The organism is Synechococcus sp. RS9916 (genome assembly GCF_000153825.1).
Lineage (GTDB): Bacteria > Cyanobacteriota > Cyanobacteriia > PCC-6307 > Cyanobiaceae > Synechococcus_C.
Map to the genome: position 1 here is coordinate 648,408 of NZ_DS022299.1, position 19,598 is coordinate 668,005.

Consider the following 19,598-nt stretch of genomic DNA (forward strand, 5'->3'; position numbering starts at 1 on the left):
ATGGCCCAACAGGCGGATCAAGGTCGATCGCGGCAGACCATCACAGCCTGGGCGTTTCTGGCCCCGGCGTTAATTCTTCTCAGCCTGTCGGTGTTGGTGCCAGCGTTGATGGCTCTGGTGATGACCTTCACTCAGACGGGTCTTGATGTCTCCGAACCGCTTCGTTTTGTAGGGCTTGCCAATCTGCAACGCCTGAGCATGGATCCGATGTTTTATCGGGTGCTGACGACCACGCTGCTTTATCTGGTGGGAATCGTTCCCCCGATTGTGCTCGGATCCCTTGCGTTGGCTGTGTTGGTGAACCGTGCCCTTCCTGGGATGCATTGGCTCCGTGCTGGGTTTTACACCCCGGTGCTGGTTTCGATCGTCGTGGCCGCGATCGCTTTTCGCTGGCTTTACGCCGAGAACGGGTTGATCAATGGCTGGCTTGTGGCATTGCTGGGTGACGCTTTCGCGCCGATCGGGTTTCTGACCAATCCGTTGTTGGCGCTTCCTTCGGTGATGTTGGTGACTCTCTGGAAGGGGCTTGGCTACTACATGGTCATCTTCCTTGCGGGGCTGCAGGGGATTCCGCAGGAGCTCTACGAGGCCGCTGAACTGGATGGCAGTGAGGGTTGGCGGAAGCATCTCGATATCACGCTTCCCCTGCTTCGTCCCTATATCACCCTGGTTTCGGTGATTTCAGCAATTGCCGCCACGAAGGTGTTTGAGGAGGTGTATCTGATGACCCAAGGTGGACCAGCGGATTCCACCCGCACCCTTGTTTATTACGTCTATGACCAAGCTTTTGCAGAGCTGGAGATCAGCTATGCCTGCACCGTTGGTCTGGCACTCTTCCTTTTGGTGATGATCCTCACCGTGTTCCGTCTGCTGTTTGCCGGCGAGAGAGGATTGATCTGATCTCCTTCTGTTCTGCCCCTTGCCCATGACCAGCCCCACCGCTGAGAACGGCAGCCCACGCATTGGAGTGGTGGGTGGCGGTCAGCTGGCCCGGATGTTGGTGGAAGCTGCACGCGAGCGGGGTCTGGCAGTGATTGTTCAGAGTGCGTCGTCCTCGGACCCCGCAGCCCAACTGGCCGATGAGCTGGTGCAAGCGGACCCTGTCGATGCTCAGGCCACGCAGGCGTTTCTCGGACGGTGTGGTGGGATCACCTTTGAAAATGAGTGGGTCAACATCGATGCGCTGTCGGCGCTGGAACGCAAAGGGGCACCCTTTCGCCCATCACTTTCCAGCCTCCAGCCCCTGGTCAACAAGCTGCATCAGCGTCTTTTGCTGGATGAGCTGTCCATTCCAAGCCCGGCTTGGGTGGAGCTGAAAGAGATTGATCCTGGAACCCCGGCCTTACCCAAGGGATGGTCATTTCCGGTGATGGCCAAGGCTGCGACCGGTGGATATGACGGCAAAGGCACGCAGGTGGTCCGTTCCGTTGATGGTTTGGCCGAGCTGCTTCGCTCGGTGGATCCTGAGAATTGGCTGCTTGAGGCCTGGGTGGACTACGAGAAGGAGCTGGCGCTCGTGGTGAGCCGCGACCAGTCCGGAAGGGTACGGGCCATGCCCCTCGTGGAGACCCAGCAATCGGATCAGGTGTGCGATTGGGTCCTGGCTCCGGCAGCAGTGGAGCAATTGGTGGAAGCCACCGCTTACAACGTTGCGGCTTCCTTGCTCACCAAGCTCGATTACGTGGGGGTTCTCGCGATCGAAATGTTTTATGGATCCAAAGGCCTGTTGGTGAACGAAATCGCACCGCGCACCCATAATTCCGGCCATTTTTCGATTGAGGCCTGCAAAAGCAGTCAGTTTGATCAGCAGCTCTGCATCGCAGCTGGTTTGCAGGTGCCCGATCCGGAGCTGAAGGTGCCCGGTGCTCTCATGGTGAATCTGCTTGGCTTAGCGGTTGACCAGGCAGCACCGCTTGAGCAGCGATTGGCAGCCCTCCAGGCCGATCCTTCCCTGCACTTGCACTGGTATGGCAAGCAGGGTGAGAGTGAGGGGCGAAAGCTGGGTCATGTCACGGTGCTGCTGTCAGCCACTGATGCAGAGACTCGAAGAAACGAGGCGATGGAAGCCTTGAACAAGGTGCGCTCGATCTGGCCCCTGCCCTAAAATTTGGGTCGGACTGCTGTGTTGGTGACGGCCTTTTCTAGTGCTCTGATCTGACTCTCTATCGACTTGGGGCGACTGCCGTGTCGGTGCCGTAAACCGGCCTTGTAGCCGGAAACGAATCCCCACTTTTGTTACCCCTTCTGGTTCTTCCAGGTCGATCACTGGGGCTCGCACGGCATGGTGGTCCCCCACCTTCGAAAGACGTTTTGCTTCCTTGAGCAAGCGTCGATGTCTTGATTGCTGAGCCATTAGTCACTGGATGCCTTGTCGCCATGGGTGTGGGGCGATTGCTGCCACTGAGCGATGAAGCAGGCAATCTCAGTGGAAAGCAAACAACCTCAAGGGCAAGGCGACGGACTGCCAAATGGCAGATAAACCTGTGACCAAGATCACAGCCATGGTTGTGCCAGGTCACAGATTCGGGTGCTCGTCACAGCGATGGTGTGGGGACAGAACATCAATCCACACTTCGAATGAATCCGATGACATTCTCACGTGCAATCGCAACGGCTTCTTTGGCTGCACCTTTGATGTTTGCTGCAATGCCCGGTAGGGCCATGAATCAGTGGCTGACTGTGGGGACGAACACGAGTGGCAATACTTACTATGTGAGACCACTTGAGTTTTCTGGTCGTTATCGGAGGTTTTTAGGAACAGCCTCCCATGTCGATTCAGTCTTCAAGCAAGTTGCAGATTGCACGCGTTGGCGAGTGCGTCCTCTCAGTAGCCAGTTTTGGCAAGTTGTGAAACCCGGAAGTATCGGTGAAGTCGAGATCAAGATGATCTGTCAGTGATCCCTATGGCGCTGTGTTATTTCGCTCTTTAGTTTGGCTTCGCTCAAGCTTTGAGTGCGCGCTTTTGTGCGGTAGCCAACGGTTTGCAGGCCTCAATCCGTTGTTCCAATTCTTCGGCAGCAAGGCTGGTCACCACAAAAACCTCCTGCACGGTCGATCCTCGACGCGCCATTAGCTTGAACCCTCCGCGCATTGGCGTTGACAGGCGCAGCTTCAGACCTGGAGAGCGCCCTCTAACCCTTGCGATCACACCCGGGGTAATGGTCTGAATGGCCTCATCCCTAGCAAGGCTTTTAAGCCATGGGATCAATCCCTCCACATAGGTGCTGTGGGTAATGACCAGGCGTCCCAAAGTGGTGGTTGGATCTTCAGTTGGCTGAACCTAGCGACTGTGGCTACGACACAGTGAGAGGCTCATGGCCGGTGATGCTCAAATCCGTAGACACACTCCGAGCATTGGTGGCTGAGCCCTTGCATCAACGTTGTGGCCCAGAGGCATGTGTGCTCACTACCGAGTTGCACGGTCCAGAGGTGCGTGGCTTGGCATTCTCTCCAGGCAGGGTGTTGCGTTACGTCCTCAACAGGGAGACGAAATGCTTGCGGCTGTCGGTCTGGCTTTGTTTAACCAGCTCAAGCCGCGTCCCTGCTGCATGAGGTTCTAATCCGTTGTCGCTTCTTGGGAGCGTTTTTTCATGAGCCCCGTGAAGACCGCGAGGCCAAACATGGCGAGAAGGGCAAGGCCGAGGGGTAAGCCTGCGCTTTTGGACCCATCCACACCATTGGCGGCTTCAGCGCCAACCGTTACGAGGATGGAATCACTCACTAAAACGCTGATCAACAGAGCCGGAGCAAACACCCTCCAACGGGTTCGGCTGATGCCAATGGCGTAACTCAAAAAGTCGAAGAGTCCGGTCATCAATAGCCCGGTCATCAGGAAGAAGTTCCCTTCCAGCTGATTTTTGCTGAAGCCATCGATGCGCTCCATCGCTCGCTTTCCCACCAGTCGGCTCACCGGTCCGCGGCCCCAGGTGCGTGCGATCAGGAAAGCACTGCTGCAGAACAGCAGATCAGATAAGACGATGGTGAGGTAGCCGGTTTTAAAGCCGAGCAGGGAGCCCGCGAGCAGGGAGTAGATCGAGCTCGGTAGGGCCGGAAGGATGATGCTGACCCCGCGCAACAGGAAAATTCCCAGTGGCGCCCAGAACCCCATGCCTTCAACCGCCGTTCTCAGTGGTTCGATGCCGTAGCGCTGAAGTGCAACGACAGCAAGGACGAAAAGGGCAAGGATCGCAGCGATCTTCAACCCCTTTTTTAAAGCCGGCACCAAAGCTTGAGCGGGTTGGTGGAGTGTAAAGCGAGTGATTCGGCGTCAGCTTGACTCTGACCGTTTAGCAGCGTTCGATCGGGGCCATGGTGAGCCCTTCGCCGGTGAGTTGTTGGTGGTAGAGCTCCGCTTGCTCGAGAGGGCCGCACCAGACCTCAGCAGAGCCTTGGCCATCCACCTGATGGGCAAGGTCCCAAGCCCGTTCTGTCCCCATGCCGGGAATGATTTTGCAGAGACAGTCGACCACGTGTTGGAAGGTGTTGACGTCGTCGTTCAACACGATCACCCGCGCTTCCGGGTACCCCTGGGTAGTGCGTGATCGCTCTAAAAGGGTGGATTGGGCTCCAGAAGACCCTGTCATGAGAATCAACAGTTCTGGCGATATGGCTTAAGAGCCTAGTTAAACTGCTGCCACTTGCTTAACGCCCCCATGCTGTTCACCTTCGCCTGGGCTTCCCTGGCCGCCATGTTCAGCTTCTCGATCGCCATGGTCGTTTGGGGTCGCAACGGCGACGGCACCCTCAACTTCTGAGGTCTTGACTGAGGCACTGCAAACGCCAGCCCTAAACCAGGGGCTGGCAATTGTTGCTGCATCACTGCTGGTTTTCGTCAGTGGTGCAGTGATTTATCTCTCGACAATCGAATGGCGAGACCGTCGTCGTCGCAAGGGATCAGGAAAGAGTTAAGTCGCAGGGTCTTGAGACCCTGGCGATTGTCCCCGACGACATCCGTTGGTTTAACGGCCCTTTTTGTCTGTTCTCTCGCTGGCTTGGTTGCGAGTCAACAGTCGATTGGCAATCCTCGCCAGATCGGCTTGGCCAAGCTTGCTGCTGGGATGCCCCTGGTTCAGGCCTTCCAGGGCGATCCCTCCCAGGCTCCACCTCAGTTGTGGAACCGCCGACTCGGTATCAATCCAGCGTCTTCACTGTGGAAGCGTCTTGGACGTGCGCTTTGGTGGCAAGCGTGGAGTGGCGATGGTCAGGCGTACCTTGTGATTCCCGCATGGCTTTGGTCTGATCAGCCTCCTTCGGGTGTGTCCGCAAGGCGACTGGATGGCCTTGTCGTGATCAGTGCTGATGCCTTGAATCAGCAACAACTGCAGCAGCAGCTGGCCTCGGCATCGGGTGCGCGTTCCACCGCTCCTCTTCAGGCTGCCTGCATTCGCAAACTTGACAGCTCGCCCGCTGTGTATTGGCAACCGGAAGCGCTTGCTCGCTTGAGTGGCGCCTTGTCACCTCTGCTTCAGCAAGCGCGATACGGCTGTCTTTCCCTGCGATTGCACAATGAGTCGCTGCAATGGCAAGGTTGGGCTGGACGTCGATCCTTCGCAGGCGCACCGTCCAATCTGGCGTTGATGGAAAGCTTCGCGATGCCAGAGCTCTCCTCATCCAAAGACCCTTCGCCCCTGCTCAGTGTTCAAGGCCAGCAACTTGGCTTGCTGTTCAATGCTCTTGCTTCGCGAGAGATTATTCGTGAGCCTCTCGAGCAGTATTACGGCTTCGCTCAGCCTGAACGCGAGCAGATCCTGAAGGCTCCCTTTCACCTGCGTCTGGTGCCTCAGGCTGAGGGCGCTTACCAAGCAGGTTTGCAGCTGCAGATCTCGCTCCCCCACAAGTCGCAGGCGATGCAACGCAGCCTGAAGGTGCTGAGTGGACGTCTTCGTGATCAGGGGCTTCGTGTTTCCAAGCCGTCAGCGACCAGCTGGATTGATCCCCAGGGCACGAGCCGTCAGGTCGTTGGCGGATGGCTCTGGATCGCCCCTAAGACGGATGAATCGGTGCTCAGTGTTGGTCTTGGGCTTTCACCTGCCGCAACAGTCTTCACTGGCCCAAAAGCAAATCCAAACAAGGATCTAACGCTCTCCCTGAGCGTCAATCCTCGTGATTTGGCGGAACGCGGATTGCTCAGCGGCACTTGGCCAAGGGTGGTGAGACAAACCCCCCGCCTACAGCTGACGCTGAAGTCCATGGGGGGCGTGTCATCGTCCGCTACGGACTGGATGGAGCTCAGGGGTCAGCTGGCGCTTGCAGCTGCGGGGGAATCCTGATCAGTCGCTGCTTCGTTCTGGCGCTCACGCTTGCGGCGCTCTGCGGCAAGGGTTTCTTCCATCAGCTCAACGGCCTGAGCCATGCGTTCAAGATTGCCTGTGTAGATACCAAGGTCTTTTTCGACCCGCTCTTTGGTCAGGCCAAGCGGCTCACTCAGTTCATGGGCCAGCTTGGCGAGTTCCGAGGGATCCGAGCCATCGTCACCTTGGGCTTTGGCCAGCAGCGTCAGCAGGCCAACGGCCATCAAACGTGAGTAATGGAAATTGGCATGATCCGCCCGCTTGAGCACCTTGGTGATCGCTGCTGGAGCGCCTTCGCCTTTGTTGCGCAACCATTGCTGCACATCCTCGAAGGAGTGGCCCTGCACCGCATGTTCACTGTCAAGGGCGAGTTGCTTGAGGGCAGCAGGGTCAAAACCGTTGCAGCTGCAGATGGCTGCGAATAGGGAATCGAGATGGGCTTCCGGTCGGTAGCCGCGGGTGAAGGCGTCGAACACCTGACGCAGCCCCACTGCAAACAAAGCGTCGACCTTGAACTGCTTCTGATGACTGAGCAGGTGCAGCTCCACCAGAAGCTCATCGGCTGTACGGCGATACAGCGATGGAATCACGTGGGGGAAAGCGCTGTGGAAGGCGCGCTTGCTGTCAGCAATGGTCAGATGCTCACCCAAGTGGCTACACCAAAAAGATATGGATTAGACCTTAGCGCCGCTGAAGCCGCCGTTAGGATTGCTTGACCCAAGAATGGTGCAGCATGATCCCGATCGTGATCGAAGAATCAGGCCGGGGTGAAAGGGCCTTTGATATTTATTCCCGCCTGCTGCGCGAGCGGATCGTGTTCCTGGGGGAGCCCGTCACCAGCGAATCTGCGAACAGGATCGTGGCTCAGCTGTTGTTTCTCGAGGCAGAGGATCCTGAAAAGGATATCTACCTCTACATCAACTCCCCAGGTGGCTCGGTGTACGACGGTCTTGGCATCTTCGACACCATGCAGCACATCAAGCCAGATGTGCACACAGTTTGCGTCGGACTTGCCGCCAGCATGGGTGCCTTTCTGCTTTGTGCCGGCGCGAAAGGCAAGCGCAGCAGCCTTCGACATTCACGCATCATGATCCACCAGCCTCTTGGTGGGGCCAGCGGTCAGGCCAGCGATATTCGTATCCAAGCCGATGAAATCCTCTTCTTGAAGGACAAACTCAACCGTGAGCTGGCTGAACGCAGTGGCCAGCCCCTTGAGAAGATGCAGGTGGATACCGATCGCGATTTCTTTATGTCACCCGATGAGGCGGTGACCTACGGACTGATTGACACGGTGATCGATCGCAGACCTGTTCATTCCGTTTAATTCCTCTTGGTCTAATCAGATGTCTTGACCCCGCTACGGCGGGGTTTTTTATGGCCTGCAATCTTGTCAGGCACAAAAAAAGACCTGCCCATTCAAGGCAGGTCTACATCATTGATTTGAAGCCCTAGAGAAATGCTCAGGAATTGAGCACAGGGACGGTACGTTCCTTATCGGGAATCGTGGCGAACTCAGAAACCAGGGCTCTGAATTCATCGCCATCCATGGTTTCAATTTCGATCAAACGTTCCACTAGGTGGTCCATGGCTTCACGGTGTTGCGCAACAAGCTCAACGGTTTCCGTGTAGCAGCGTTTCACCATTTCCCGCACCTGTTCATCAATCTGTTTGGCGATTGAGTCAGACACATCACTGCGCTGCATCAAATCACGGCCCAGGAAGACTTCCTGACTACCACCTTCAAGCGCCACAGGTCCAAGATCAGACATGCCGAATCGGGTCACCATCTGACGGGCCATTGAGGCCACCTGCTGGATGTCACCACCGGCACCAGTGGTGACTTCCTCATAACCAAACACCACGTCTTCAGCTGCACGTCCACCCAGAGCACCCATGATTCGGGCCTTGAGCTGGGCTCTGGAGACCAGCATTTGCTCCTCATCGGGTGAGAACCAGGTCAGACCCTGGGCCTGACCGCGAGGAATCAAGGTCACTTTCTGGACGGGATCGTGCGCTTTGACAAGAGTTCCCACCAGGGCATGACCAACTTCGTGATAAGCGATCAGGCGCTTGCTTCGGCCATCTGTCAGTGGCTGACCCTCCATGCCAGCGATGATCCGATCGACAGCATCATCGATCTCACTCAACCCGATCGTTTCCTTTCGGCGCCGAGCCGTGAGAATTGCAGCCTCATTGAGAAGGTTGGCCAGGTCTGCACCGGTGAATCCAGGGGTTCGGCGCGCAATGCTCTCCAGGGTCAGGTCCTGGTCAAGCTTTTTGTTGCGTGCATGCACCTCGAGGATGGAGAGGCGACCTTTGATATCTGGAGCATCAACAGTCACCTGACGATCGAATCGACCAGGGCGCATCAGAGCCGAGTCGAGAACGTCAGGACGGTTGGTGGCAGCCAAAATAATGATGCCGCTGTTCCCCTCAAAGCCGTCCATCTCGGTGAGCAGCTGGTTCAGAGTCTGCTCACGCTCATCGTTGCCGCCGCCAATACCGGCACCGCGCTGACGACCCACTGCGTCGATCTCATCGATGAAGATCAGACAAGGGCTGTTTTCTTTGGCGCGTTTGAACAAATCGCGCACCCTGCTGGCACCAACACCAACAAACATCTCCACAAATTCCGAACCGGAGAGGGAGAAGAAGGGAACACCTGCTTCACCAGCGATGGCCTTGGCAAGAAGCGTTTTGCCCGTTCCGGGAGGGCCAACCAACAACACACCTTTGGGGATCTTCGCTCCCACAGAGGTGAAACGCTCTGGCTGCTTCAGGAAGGTAACCACTTCCTGCAGATCTTGCTTCGCTTCTGAAACGCCAGCCACATCATCGAATTTGACTCCGGTGTCAGCTTCCATCGCAAAACGGGCTTTGGTTTTGCCGAACTGCATCGCTTGGCCAGGGCCACCAGGCATGCCGCTTCCGCGACGAGCCAGGAAAATCAGTGAACCGATCAGCAGCAGCGGGAAGAGCAGATTCCCGAGCAGACCCAACGCAGGTGGTGCGCTACGCGGGGGGTGAATATCAAAGCTGATGCCCTCTTGCTTGAGGGTGTTGATTAACTCGGGAGCCAATCCAGGCAGATCAACGCGAAGGCGCTGAACACGGTTGTCAATCTCGGGATCAACAGCTTCCACAACGGCATTGCGACCGCCGTCATAGATGTCCACAGCTGTAATCCGGCCTGCTTCCACGTAATCCAGGAAACGGCCATAGCTCATGCGGCCGACGGCAGCATTCTTAGGAGCGACGGTTGGACCACTCGGATTAAGGCTCTGAAGCCCTCCATTGCCGATCAATTGCCAACCCAGAAGCAACGCGACGCCGATGGGTAGGACCCAGAGCGCGATTTGTCGCCAGCGTTGATTCATGGAATCCCTGAAAGTTAATCGACTTTAAGAGTTGCGAACACCCAAACGCCGGTTCTGGGGACAGATCCGCTAAGAGGATTGGATTAAAGGCTTCGTAAAGCCACGATCGGATCCAGTTGGGCCGCCCTCCGGGCAGGCACCACACCAAAGAAGAGGCCGATGGATCCCGAGAGCGTCACCGTGATCAACACGACGCCTCCCCCGATGGTGGCCGGCAAGGGGGTGAGGGCCGCTACCGCTGCCACCGTGCCGAGCCCAGCTGCAGTGCCGACAATCCCGCCCAGTGTTGCCAGCACGAGGGACTCCACCAGAAATTGGCTGAGCACGTCTGAGCTGCGGGCGCCGAGAGCTTTGCGCAGACCGATTTCTTCGGTTCGCTCGCTGACCGACACCAACATGATGTTCATGATCCCAATACCACCAACCAGCAGAGAGACCCCCCCGATGGCCGCAAGCATCAGGGTCAAACCACCGGTGATGGTGCCAACAATGGTGAGTGCATCTTTCTGGGAACGCACAGCGAAGTCGTCATCACGAAGGATGCGATGCCGTTGACGCAGCAAATTGGTGATCTGAAATTTGGCGGGCCCAGTACTGGCCTCGTTCTTTGCTTCAACGCTGATGAAGCTCAGGCTGACGCCGTAGGTGGCATCTCGGCCTGTCAAGCGACTCACCATGGTGGAGAGCGGGATGTAAGCGTTTTCGTCTTGGTTGTTGCCGAACACCGCACCCTTGGGTGCCATCACCCCAATCACGTTGAAGCTTTGGTCCTTGATGCGCAGGTTTTGACCAATCGCCTGCCCTGTTGGGAACAGCTTGTCGCGTAGGTCGGGTCCGATCACCACCACGGAGCGCGCGGCCCGTTCGTCTTGCTCACTGATGAATCGGCCCCGGGCCACTTCAAAGCTGCGAACGGGAAGAAACGCTGGTGTGACCCCGTTGACAGAACTGCTGGAGCTGCGGGATCCAGCCTGGACGACCGCACTGGTGCTGATCTGTGGAGCGACCCGCTTAACGCTGGGCACCTGCTCTGCAATGGCTTCGGCATCTTCCAGCACCAACGTCTTGGGGAAGGCAACACCGCGTCGACGGGTGTCGTTATTGCCCGGAACAACAAACAGAACGTTGGCTCCGAGGTTGCTGAGTTGATCCTCTGCCAGGTTTTGGGCACCGCGACCAACACCCACAAGGGTGATGACCGATGCGTTGCCGATCACGATGCCCAGCATCGTCAACAAGCTGCGCAATCGATTGGCCCTCAGGGTGTTGAGAGCCATGCCCACGGTTTCAGTGAGCGGCAACTTGCTGGCCATAGCCGGAGAGTTAGATGGTGGCGTTGTGGTGAGTGCTGTCGAGCAGTCCGTCGCTACCAACGATTCCCACTTTGACCAGATCGGTGGAGCCAGAGACTTCAGGCTGGGTGCCTGCTGTTTGGACCACCAGATCGCCTTGCTTCAACCAGCCCCGCTCACGACAGATGTTGGTTGCTGTCGCGAATGTGGATGAGGTGCGCTCCTGTGGTTCGGTCACCAATGGAGTGACTCCCCAGACCAATTGGAGTTTGCATGCCACCCATGGTTCGCTGGTGATCGCAAGAATCGGAGCAGCTGGACGGAACTTGCTCACGTTATGAGCTGTGGCACCAGTTTTGGTGAGTGGCAAGATCGCAGCCGCATTCAGCTGGCTTGCAATCGTGCTCACTGCGCTGCTGATGGCGTTGGGGATGGTGCATGGCAGATGGCTGTCGATGCGGCGCTGGGGGTAATCCTTCTCAATGCGGCGCGCGATGGTGGCCATGGTTTCCACGGCCTCCACAGGGAAATCACCCACGGCTGTCTCGTTGGACAACATCACAGCGTCCGTGCCATCAAGGATGGCGTTGGCCACGTCGCTGACTTCGGCTCGCGTGGGTCGTGGGCTTGAAGCCATCGAATCGAGCATCTGAGTGGCCGTGATGATCGGAATGCCAAGGCTGTTGGCCTTCTGGATCAACTCTTTCTGGAGAAGGGGGACCTCCTCGGCGGGCATCTCAACGCCCAGATCGCCCCTGGCCACCATCACGCCATCACAGAGCGGGAGAATGGCATCGATCTGATCAATGGCTTCGAATTTCTCGATCTTGGCCACCACCGGAGTGGTGTGGCCGTGCTGGCGGATCAGACCTCGAATCTCCTCCATGTCGGAAGGATTACGCACAAAGCTCAGGGCCACCCAGTCCACCCCTTGACCAAGACCGAAGGCCAGGTCTGTTTTGTCCTTCTCAGTGAGGGCGCGAACAGATAGTTGTACGTCCGGGAAGTTGACGCCCTTGTTGTTGGAGAGGACTCCGCCGACGGTGACCGTGCAGTGGAGGTTCTGTTCTGCCTTGTCGACCCGCTCGACCTTCATCTCGACCCGGCCGTCATCGAGAAGGATGCGGCTGCCAGCAGTGACTTCGTCAGCCAGCTTGTCGTAGGTGACCGTGGCGATCTCCTGATTGCAGCTGACGGGACGGGATGTGAGCGTGAAGGGATCACCGTTGGCGAGGGTGATCGGCCCATCGGCGAAGCGGCCGAGACGGATTTTTGGCCCCTGAAGATCCTGAAGGATGCCGATGTGAACTCCCATCTCAGCCGAGACTCGGCGGATGGTGGCGATGCGGGCTGCATGCTCGCTGTGATCGCCGTGGGAAAAATTCAGGCGGAAGGTGGTGGCACCAGCTTCGATCAACTGCCTGAGCCGTTCAGGGCTTTCGGTTGCTGGGCCGATGGTGGCCACGATCTTGGTACGACGGGAAAGATCGATTTGCGCCATCCACCGGGCCGATAACAAAAGGGAATCTACCCTCCAGTCAGATCGAGAAGCTCTCGATCCAAGAGGCCCCTATTGCAGCCATCAGGATGGATCTCAACAGCTATCAACACGGGGCCCGCGCCACGGCCCGTTACCCGGATGTCGGTTCAAATCCGATTTACCCGACCCTCGGGCTGACCGGAGAGGCTGGAGAGGTGGCAGACAAGGTCAAAAAAGTGTTGCGCGACCAGGGGGGTGTCTTTGACCCTGAGGTGCGCGCGTCTCTCAAACTCGAACTTGGTGACGTTCTTTGGTATGTCGCCCAACTTTCGAGTGAGCTGGGCCTGACGTTGGAGGAAGTGGCGGCTGCCAACCTCGAGAAGCTGGCCAGCCGAGCAGCGCGAGGACGGATCAGTGGCAGTGGTGATAAGCGCTGAGTTGTATCCGTGCCTGATCGGTGGATCAGCCGTAAATCGCTGGGTTGAGAAGGGCCATCTGGGCATTGCCAAGGGCCCACTGCAGAACGTTCAGGGCAATGAAGGCGAGAAGGGCAGATAAATCAAGGCCGCCAAGGGGGGGGATGATTCCGCGGAAGGCATTCAAGTAGGGATCAGTGATCGACATCAGTGTGCTGACCACGGGATTGCCTTGATCCAGGTTGGGGAACCAGCTCAAAAGCACCCGAATCAGCAGGACGTAGAAATAGATCTCCAGGGCGCTTGAGATCACGCCGAGGAGATTGACGATGTAACCGACCACTTCAGTCGACATGGTGCTTCCTTCAGACCGTTGAACTCTATGCAGCTTCGAAGGCTGCGTCGTTGGACACTGAGTCAGTCGTGCTGTCGGCCCCTGGCTCCGTTCCCTCGGGACCATTGGTGGGCAGCACAGAGAAGGTGCGATGGAATTTCTCGGTCAGGCTGAGCCAATACGAGCGACCTTCGCTTTGCCGTTTCCGCTCGATGAAGTTCTGGGTCATCAGCTCTTTGATGTGGTCATAGGCCCCGGATCCCCTGAGCTCCACGAGCTCTGATTGGAGGATGCGCTTTTTCAGGGCGATGGTTGCCAGCGTGCGCAATGCAGCGGTTGAAAGATTGACAGGCAGCAGGTCCCGCACCAGTTCGCCGAGACCGGCACGCAGCTGGAGGCTGTAGTTGCCATTGCCGGCAACAATTTCCAGGGCTGTATCCCGTTGGGCGTAGCCAGCTTCCAAAGCCAGCATGGCCTGTTCAACCTTCTGCTCGCTGGTCTCGGCCAATCTGGCCAGCTCTTTCAAGCTGACCGGGGTCCCCTTGAGATACAGGATCGCTTCAAGCCTTGCTGGAAGTGAGATCGCATTGGGTTCTGCCATCACCCTCCTGCAGGCATCGCTTCAAGGTATCGCCTGTTGGGCCCTCAGCCAGGGTTGGATTGACCCAAAAAAAGGCGATAGGCGGGATTCCCGGTTTCCTCCCAACTGGGATAGCCCACATCGCGCAGGAAAGTGTTCCAGTTCTCAAGGTCTGCGTTTTTGACCAAAACGCCCACCACAATTCGACCGACATCGGCTCCATGGTTGCGGTAGTGGAAGATGCTGATGGTCCATTCAGGCCTGAGAGCTGTGACAAAGGTCATCAAGGCTCCAGGCCGTTCCGGAAACTCGAAGCGGTAGAGCAGCTCGAGGCAGTCGTTGTCCTGCTGGCACTGAGCGGAAGCCGGCAGTCGTCCTCCGACCATGTGCCGGAGGTGAACCTTGGCGAGTTCATCGTCACTGAGGTCCTGGCAGGAAAAACCGTTGTCATGTAGGTGCCCAATCAGCTGCCGCCGGTCGTCGTGGTCCTGCACCTGAACGCCCATGAAAATCTGTGCCTGGGGCCCGTCACTCATCCGGTAGCTGAATTCCGTCAGGCTCCGCCGGTCGAGGCATTCACACAATTTGCGCAGACTTCCCGCCTGTTCTGGGATTTGAACGGCGAGCATCGCTTCCCGTTCTTCACCCAGCTCCGCCCGTTCTGCCACGAAGCGCAGACGATCGAAATTCATGTTGGCCCCGCAGGCCACAGCAACCAGGGTCTTGTTGCGGAGATTCCTGCGCGCCACATCCGCCTTCAGCCCGGCGATTGCGAGGGCGCCTGCCGGCTCAAGGATCGAGCGTGTGTCCTCAAAGACGTCCTTAATCGCTGCACAGATCTCATCGGTGCCCACCGTGACCATTGCATCCACGTAGCGCTGCGCCAGGGCAAAGGTGTTCTCTCCCACTTGGCGCACGGCCACCCCATCGGCAAATAAACCGACTTGGGGCAGGCGGATTCGTTCGCCGGCTTCCAGCGACAAGGTCATGGCAGCCGCGTCATGCGGTTCGACGCCGATCACCTGCACATCGGGCCACAGGCTTTTCACATAAGCGGCAATTCCGCCGATCAATCCACCGCCGCCGACGGCCACATAGATCGCGTCAGGGGGCTGTGGAATCTGACGGAGGATTTCCATCCCGATCGTCCCCTGACCGGCGATCACCTCAGGGTCGTCAAAGGGATGGATGAAGCACAGGCCATCGCTTTCACTGCGCCGCATGGCCTCGGCGTAGGCCTCGTCGTAGGTCTCTCCATGCAGCACCACTTCAGCTCCGCGGCCACGCACGGCCTGGACCTTCACATCTGGGGTGGTGATCGGCATCACGATCACAGCGCGGCATTGGAGCTGCTGGGCGCTGAGGGCAACACCCTGGGCATGATTGCCGGCGCTCGATGCGATCACGCCTCGTTCCAGCTCCTCAGTGCTGAGCTGTGCCATGCGGTTGTAAGCACCGCGCAATTTGAAGGAGAAGACCGGCTGGAGGTCTTCGCGCTTGAACCAAACGCTGTTGTCCAGCCTCCTGCTGAGACTGACCGCTGGCTCGAGCGGTGTCTCCCGAGCGACGTCGTAGACCCGTGCGCGCAGAATCCGAGGCAGGTAGTGATCCATCAGATCAGTCTGGCTCGCCGCTGTCGCACAAGGCCCCGTAGATTGCCCTGATCGGCCGGCGGACGGGAATGCATCTGAGCGAGTTGACCCACCCCAATCAGCTGCATGGGCTGTCGGTGCCGGAGCTCGAGCAGATTGCTGCTCAGATTCGTGAGCGTCACCTCGAGGTGGTGTCCAACAGCGGTGGGCATCTGGGCCCAGGTCTGGGTGTCGTTGAGCTCACCCTGGCTCTTTATCAAACTCTGGATCTTGACCAAGATCGGGTGATTTGGGATGTGGGGCATCAGGCGTATCCCCACAAGCTGATCACGGGGCGTTACGGCGATTTCCACACCCTGCGTCAGCAGGGTGGTGTTGCCGGTTATTTGAAGCGCTGTGAGAGCGACTTCGACCATTTCGGTGCCGGTCACGCCAGCACCTCGATTTCCGCTGCTCTGGGTATGGCGATCGCCCGTGACCGTCGCGGTGAATCGTTCAAATGCGTCGCCGTGATTGGTGATGGCGCCCTGACGGGTGGGATGGCTTTGGAAGCCATCAATCACGCAGGTCATCTCCCCAACACGCCCTTGTTGGTCGTTCTCAACGACAACGACATGTCGATCTCCCCCCCGGTGGGAGCTCTGTCGACCTACCTCAACCGCATGCGCCTGAGTCCGCCCATGCAATTCCTCTCCGGGAGTGTTGAGGAGAGCGTCAAACATTTGCCCTTCATGGGCGGTGAGCTGCCTCCTGAACTCAACCGGCTGAAAGACAGCATGCGCCGACTGGCGGTCCCCAAGGTGGGTGCTGTGTTTGAAGAGCTCGGATTCACTTATATGGGTCCGATTGACGGGCACGACATCGCTGAGATGACGCGCACGTTCCAAGCTGCGCACCGTGTTGGGGGCCCGGTGATGGTCCACGTGGTCACCACCAAGGGCAAGGGTTATCCCTATGCCGAAGCCGACCAGGTTGGCTATCACGCGCAATCAGCCTTTGATTTGGCCACCGGTAAGGCTCGACCCAGCAAAACACCAAAGCCGCCCAGTTACAGCAAGGTGTTTGGCCAGACGCTGGTCAAGCTCTGCGAGCAGGACTCCACCGTGATCGGTATTACGGCTGCCATGGCCACTGGCACTGGTCTTGACCTGCTCCAAAAAGCCATTCCTTCGCAGTACGTCGATGTCGGCATTGCGGAGCAGCACGCCGTCACCTTGGCGGGGGGAATGGCTTGTGAGGGGCTCAAGCCCGTCGTGGCCATCTACAGCACGTTCCTGCAGCGTGCTTACGACCAACTGATTCACGACATCGGCATCCAGAATCTGCCGGTCACATTCGTTCTGGACCGAGCCGGGATTGTTGGTGCTGATGGCCCCACGCACCAGGGCCAGTACGACATCAGCTATTTCCGTGCCATTCCCAATTTCACGGTGATGGCTCCCAAAGATGAGTCAGAACTCCAGCGGATGATGGTGACCTGTCTGCAACACAACGGCCCGACAGCCCTCCGCATTCCCCGCGGTCCTGGCGAGGGTGTGCCCTTGATGGAAGAAGGTTGGGAGCCCTTGACGATCGGTTGCGGGGAAACCCTCCGCCAAGGCGATGATTTGCTGATCGTGGCCTACGGCTCCATGGTTAGTCGCGCCATGGCCACGGCTGACCTCCTCAGCCAAAAGGGTGTGCAAGCCACTGTGGTCAATGCCCGTTTCCTGCGTCCACTGGATCAAGCCTTGATTCATCCTTTGGCACGCCGCATCGAGAAGGTCGTGACCATGGAAGAGGGTGCTCTTGCTGGTGGGTTTGGAGCTGCTGTGCTGGAGTCGTTCAATGACCACGATGTGCTGGTTCCCTTGCTAAGGCTTGGAATCCCAGACCAGCTAGTGGATCACGCCACTCCTCAGCAGAGTTTCGAAGTGCTTGGCCTCACCCCAGAGCAGATGCTGGTTCGGATCAGTGAACGTTTTGGCTTCGATCGCGTTCACGACACGTTGAACCAGCCCTCTCAGACCCTGATTCAGAGCTGATGCAAAAAAAGACCAACCTAAGGTTGGTCTTCTTGCGATTGGATTTGTACCTGAAGGGACCTAGTCGGTCCCTCCACGATTGGTTTCAGAGCAAGCCGCGAGCAGCGAGGCCCTGGATGGTTCCGATACCGATGACATGACCCAGGCTGGTGGTGCCGAGAAGGGCTGCGTGGCCCATGCCGCCGAAGAAGGTGGCGTTAGGGAGTTTGGCGCCCTCGTTGGGGAACTTGATGGTCGCCTTGCCGATGCCAATGGCGATGACATTGCACACGATCATCACCAGTGCCACTTTGGGAGACCAGCTGAAGGAGGCGGGAGCGATGGCCAGAAGCGGGGTGAACATGCAAACCCTGAAGAGACACCTCATCTTCAGGTTTAAGGAAGCATCGATCCAATCCTCGTAAAGGTTATTCACCCGGAGGAGAAGAACGCTGCACGCCAGCACGTTGGATTAATCCAGCCACAATCAAGGCATTGCTGAGGGTCAGAAAAGCTTCTGCACCGCCATGCAGGGGATCAACGCCCACAAGTTCGCTGTCAAAAACACGCAGAGCGACGATGGCAGCAACGATCGTCACCGCAACAAATAAAAGTGTGAGACGGAAGCCAAGCAGCGTCAGGGGATGCAAGTTTTTGGCCTTGGCAGCCCAAAACAAAAAGACCAGATAGGGAAGGAGTGAGAGCGCGAACAGGGGCGAGGGGTCAATGGTCGCCAGCTGCTGAATCCAGCTCATCATCCTTGCGACTCCGCTGATTCATTCCGTACAAGCACCCACGCCGCAGCCGCAAGACAGACATTGCCCAATGCGGTGCAACCCGCCTGCAACACCACCAAACCTCGCAATTGTTCGCTGTTGTCGAACAGATGCCATGTGCAGGCCGCCATGGCACTGATCAGAGCAGGAGTCATGGCCAAGGCCAACCAACGCAGACCGTTCTGCTGTTGCCGTTGTGCCTGAAGGCCCAGCAGAAGGATGGCCACGATCCACTCCAGAACGGATGCGACATGGATCCACCATGTGCCGAGCGACAGCGCGTGCATCGAAACGGGAAGCTGGTTGGAGCCTAGGTGTTGCAACCGCTGGATAATGACTCTGCCAAGACAGGCTCAATGGCGTTGATCGAGACGGCCAGGACGCGCAACGTGCTCGTCTGCGGCTATTACGGAGAGCACAACCTTGGTGATGACGCTCTGCTGGAGGTCCTGCTGACCCAGCTGCCTTCCGATTGGAAGGCGTTGGTCACCGCCCATGACGGGCTCGCTGTCAATGCGTCGCACCCTGAAGTGCAGACGGTTCAGCGCCGGTCGTTGACGACGACGATCAAAGCGCTGATGCGGTCCCAAGCCCTTGTCTTGGGAGGCGGCAGCCTGCTGCAGGACAGCACCAGTTTCAAGAGCCTGATCTATTACCTCATCCTCATTGCTCTGGCCCGTTTCAACGGCAAACCCGTTGTCCTCTGGGGGCAAGGTCTGGGTCCGCTTCGTCGACGATTGAGCCGTTCCTTGGTCCGTTTGATCCTCCCCTGGGTCCAGGCGATTGGCTGGCGGGATCCGGAGTCGCAGGCCTTGGCCGATCGTTGGAGGATTCGGGTTCCTGCCCTGATGGCGGCGGATCCTGTTTGGAGTTATCCAGGATCGATCTGGAAGGGAGCTGATTGCTCAAGCAACGAGCGCATGGGGCTGGTGCTGTGTTGGCGACCCACCGATCTGTTGGATGTCGCTGGATGGTCTGCGCTGTTGCATGGGGTGGAAGCTCTGTCGGCCGAGCACGGGCTTCCAGTGACCTGGCTGGCCTTCCATCAGCACCAGGATCAACAGCTCCCCCAGTTGCTTCAGTCCGATGGATTGATGAGCGCTGCCCTTGCCGAGCGATCGCAATTCGTAATGGCGACCTCCTTACCACAGGTGATGGATGTGTTCTCCCGAGCCCAGTTGGTGCTGCCCATGCGTCTGCACGCCTTGATCTTGGCGCAGCTAGCCGGTGCACCTTGTTTTGCGCTCAGTTATGACCCGAAGGTGCGTGCTGCAGCTGCCATGGCTGGGGTGGATTGCGCTGAGTTGGATGATTTGCCCAGTCGCAGCTTTCTCCTTGAGCGCTGGTCAGGTCAGATGATGCAACCTCCTAACTCTCAGATGATTCAGTCGATCAAAGATGATGCGGCCCGCCATGGAGCCATGTTGCACTCAGCCTTAATGACCTGAATCTGCCGTG

General features: G+C 57.9%; 21 protein-coding genes and 1 other RNA gene. 9 read left to right on the forward strand and 13 right to left on the reverse strand.

Features of this window, described 5'->3' with window-relative positions; all coding sequences use genetic code 11:
• The 3 genes from RS9916_RS03555 (at position 1) to ssrS (ending at position 2,295) form a co-directional block, all read left to right on the forward strand.
• Positions 1–900 carry a carbohydrate ABC transporter permease gene (locus tag RS9916_RS03555; protein WP_007097870.1) on the forward strand — a complete coding sequence of 300 codons (900 nt, stop codon included), beginning with the start codon at positions 1–3 and terminating at the stop codon, positions 898–900.
• A 25-nt stretch (positions 901–925) separates the two neighbouring features.
• Positions 926–2,104 carry a 5-(carboxyamino)imidazole ribonucleotide synthase gene (locus RS9916_RS03560; RefSeq protein ID WP_007097871.1) on the forward strand — a complete coding sequence of 393 codons (1,179 nt, stop codon included), beginning with the start codon at positions 926–928 and terminating at the stop codon, positions 2,102–2,104.
• Positions 2,105–2,111: 7 nt separating this feature from the next.
• Positions 2,112–2,295, forward strand: a non-coding RNA gene (gene ssrS, locus RS9916_RS13750) — 6S RNA.
• 646 nt (positions 2,296–2,941) lie between these two features.
• Here the strand turns inward: ssrS and RS9916_RS03565 are convergent.
• From RS9916_RS03565 to clpS, 3 genes are all read right to left on the reverse strand, one after another.
• Positions 2,942–3,250, reverse strand: a complete 309-nt coding sequence (locus RS9916_RS03565) for a DUF2103 domain-containing protein (protein WP_007097873.1) — start codon at positions 3,248–3,250, stop codon at positions 2,942–2,944.
• A 306-nt stretch (positions 3,251–3,556) separates the two neighbouring features.
• Positions 3,557–4,222, reverse strand: coding sequence for a TVP38/TMEM64 family protein (locus tag RS9916_RS03570; RefSeq protein ID WP_050752296.1), 666 nt, complete (start codon positions 4,220–4,222; stop codon positions 3,557–3,559).
• Between the two features lie 64 nt (positions 4,223–4,286).
• Positions 4,287–4,583 carry an ATP-dependent Clp protease adapter ClpS gene (gene clpS, locus RS9916_RS03575; RefSeq protein WP_007097876.1) on the reverse strand — a complete coding sequence of 99 codons (297 nt, stop codon included), beginning with the start codon at positions 4,581–4,583 and terminating at the stop codon, positions 4,287–4,289.
• Between the two features lie 69 nt (positions 4,584–4,652).
• Between clpS and petN the strand changes: the two genes are divergently transcribed.
• Positions 4,653–4,754 (forward strand): cytochrome b6-f complex subunit PetN, encoded by a 102-nt coding sequence (gene petN, locus RS9916_RS03580; protein ID WP_007097877.1) that lies wholly within the window; start codon positions 4,653–4,655, stop codon positions 4,752–4,754.
• A 303-nt stretch (positions 4,755–5,057) separates the two neighbouring features.
• On the forward strand, positions 5,058–6,269 hold the full coding sequence (locus RS9916_RS03585) for a hypothetical protein (protein WP_232199520.1): 1,212 nt from the start codon (positions 5,058–5,060) through the stop codon (positions 6,267–6,269).
• Here the strand turns inward: RS9916_RS03585 and psb29 are convergent.
• The gene (gene psb29, locus RS9916_RS03590; protein ID WP_007097879.1) at positions 6,236–6,940 is read right to left on the reverse strand and encodes a photosystem II biogenesis protein Psp29; all 705 of its coding nucleotides are present in this window, start codon (positions 6,938–6,940) and stop codon (positions 6,236–6,238) included. The two genes, RS9916_RS03585 and psb29, sit on opposite strands and share 34 nt — an antisense overlap.
• Before the next feature lie 83 nt (positions 6,941–7,023).
• Here psb29 and clpP point away from each other — a divergent pair, with 83 nt between their 5' ends.
• Entirely contained in the window at positions 7,024–7,614 is a 591-nt protein-coding gene (clpP, locus tag RS9916_RS03595; protein ID WP_007097880.1) for an ATP-dependent Clp endopeptidase proteolytic subunit ClpP, read from the forward strand.
• A 136-nt stretch (positions 7,615–7,750) separates the two neighbouring features.
• Here the strand turns inward: clpP and ftsH are convergent, their stop codons facing one another.
• The 3 genes from ftsH to pyk all read right to left on the reverse strand — a co-directional run bounded on the left by ftsH (position 7,751) and on the right by pyk (position 12,460).
• Positions 7,751–9,667 (reverse strand): ATP-dependent zinc metalloprotease FtsH, encoded by a 1,917-nt coding sequence (gene ftsH / locus RS9916_RS03600; RefSeq protein ID WP_007097881.1) that lies wholly within the window; start codon positions 9,665–9,667, stop codon positions 7,751–7,753.
• Positions 9,668–9,750: 83 nt separating this feature from the next.
• A complete protein-coding gene (locus tag RS9916_RS03605) occupies positions 9,751–10,980 on the reverse strand; it encodes an ABC transporter permease (RefSeq protein WP_007097882.1) in 1,230 nt (409 codons plus the stop codon).
• 10 nt (positions 10,981–10,990) lie between these two features.
• Positions 10,991–12,460 carry a pyruvate kinase gene (gene pyk / locus RS9916_RS03610; RefSeq protein WP_007097883.1) on the reverse strand — a complete coding sequence of 490 codons (1,470 nt, stop codon included), beginning with the start codon at positions 12,458–12,460 and terminating at the stop codon, positions 10,991–10,993.
• A gap of 86 nt (positions 12,461–12,546) precedes the next feature.
• Here pyk and RS9916_RS03615 point away from each other — a divergent pair, with 86 nt between their 5' ends.
• Positions 12,547–12,876: a nucleoside triphosphate pyrophosphohydrolase family protein gene (locus RS9916_RS03615; protein WP_007097884.1), complete on the forward strand. Its 330-nt coding sequence runs from the start codon at positions 12,547–12,549 to the stop codon at positions 12,874–12,876.
• A 25-nt stretch (positions 12,877–12,901) separates the two neighbouring features.
• Here the strand turns inward: RS9916_RS03615 and RS9916_RS03620 are convergent, their stop codons facing one another.
• The 3 genes from RS9916_RS03620 to ilvA are packed head-to-tail and all read right to left on the reverse strand — an operon-like array spanning position 12,902 to position 15,382.
• Entirely contained in the window at positions 12,902–13,210 is a 309-nt protein-coding gene (locus tag RS9916_RS03620; RefSeq protein ID WP_007097886.1) for a YggT family protein, read from the reverse strand.
• 25 nt (positions 13,211–13,235) lie between these two features.
• Positions 13,236–13,790, reverse strand: a complete 555-nt coding sequence (scpB, locus tag RS9916_RS03625; protein WP_007097887.1) for an SMC-Scp complex subunit ScpB — start codon at positions 13,788–13,790, stop codon at positions 13,236–13,238.
• A 44-nt stretch (positions 13,791–13,834) separates the two neighbouring features.
• Complete coding sequence (ilvA, locus tag RS9916_RS03630) at positions 13,835–15,382, reverse strand: threonine ammonia-lyase, biosynthetic (RefSeq protein ID WP_007097888.1); 1,548 nt, start codon at positions 15,380–15,382, stop codon at positions 13,835–13,837.
• Positions 15,383–15,450: 68 nt separating this feature from the next.
• Here ilvA and dxs point away from each other — a divergent pair, with 68 nt between their 5' ends.
• Entirely contained in the window at positions 15,451–17,385 is a 1,935-nt protein-coding gene (gene dxs, locus RS9916_RS03635; RefSeq protein ID WP_007097889.1) for a 1-deoxy-D-xylulose-5-phosphate synthase, read from the forward strand.
• An 85-nt stretch (positions 17,386–17,470) separates the two neighbouring features.
• Here dxs and psaK read toward each other — a convergent pair whose 3' ends face one another.
• From psaK to RS9916_RS03650, 3 genes are all read right to left on the reverse strand, one after another.
• A complete protein-coding gene (gene psaK / locus RS9916_RS03640) occupies positions 17,471–17,728 on the reverse strand; it encodes a photosystem I reaction center subunit PsaK (protein ID WP_007097890.1) in 258 nt (85 codons plus the stop codon).
• 64 nt (positions 17,729–17,792) lie between these two features.
• Entirely contained in the window at positions 17,793–18,122 is a 330-nt protein-coding gene (locus RS9916_RS03645) for a DUF3593 domain-containing protein (protein ID WP_007097891.1), read from the reverse strand.
• Complete coding sequence (locus tag RS9916_RS03650; protein WP_007097892.1) at positions 18,119–18,427, reverse strand: DUF2499 domain-containing protein; 309 nt, start codon at positions 18,425–18,427, stop codon at positions 18,119–18,121. The genes RS9916_RS03645 and RS9916_RS03650 overlap by 4 nt, the downstream gene beginning before the upstream one ends.
• 27 nt (positions 18,428–18,454) lie before the next feature.
• Here RS9916_RS03650 and csaB point away from each other — a divergent pair, with 27 nt between their 5' ends.
• Entirely contained in the window at positions 18,455–19,588 is a 1,134-nt protein-coding gene (gene csaB / locus RS9916_RS03655; RefSeq protein ID WP_007097893.1) for a polysaccharide pyruvyl transferase CsaB, read from the forward strand.
• Positions 19,589–19,598 lie beyond the last annotated feature (10 nt).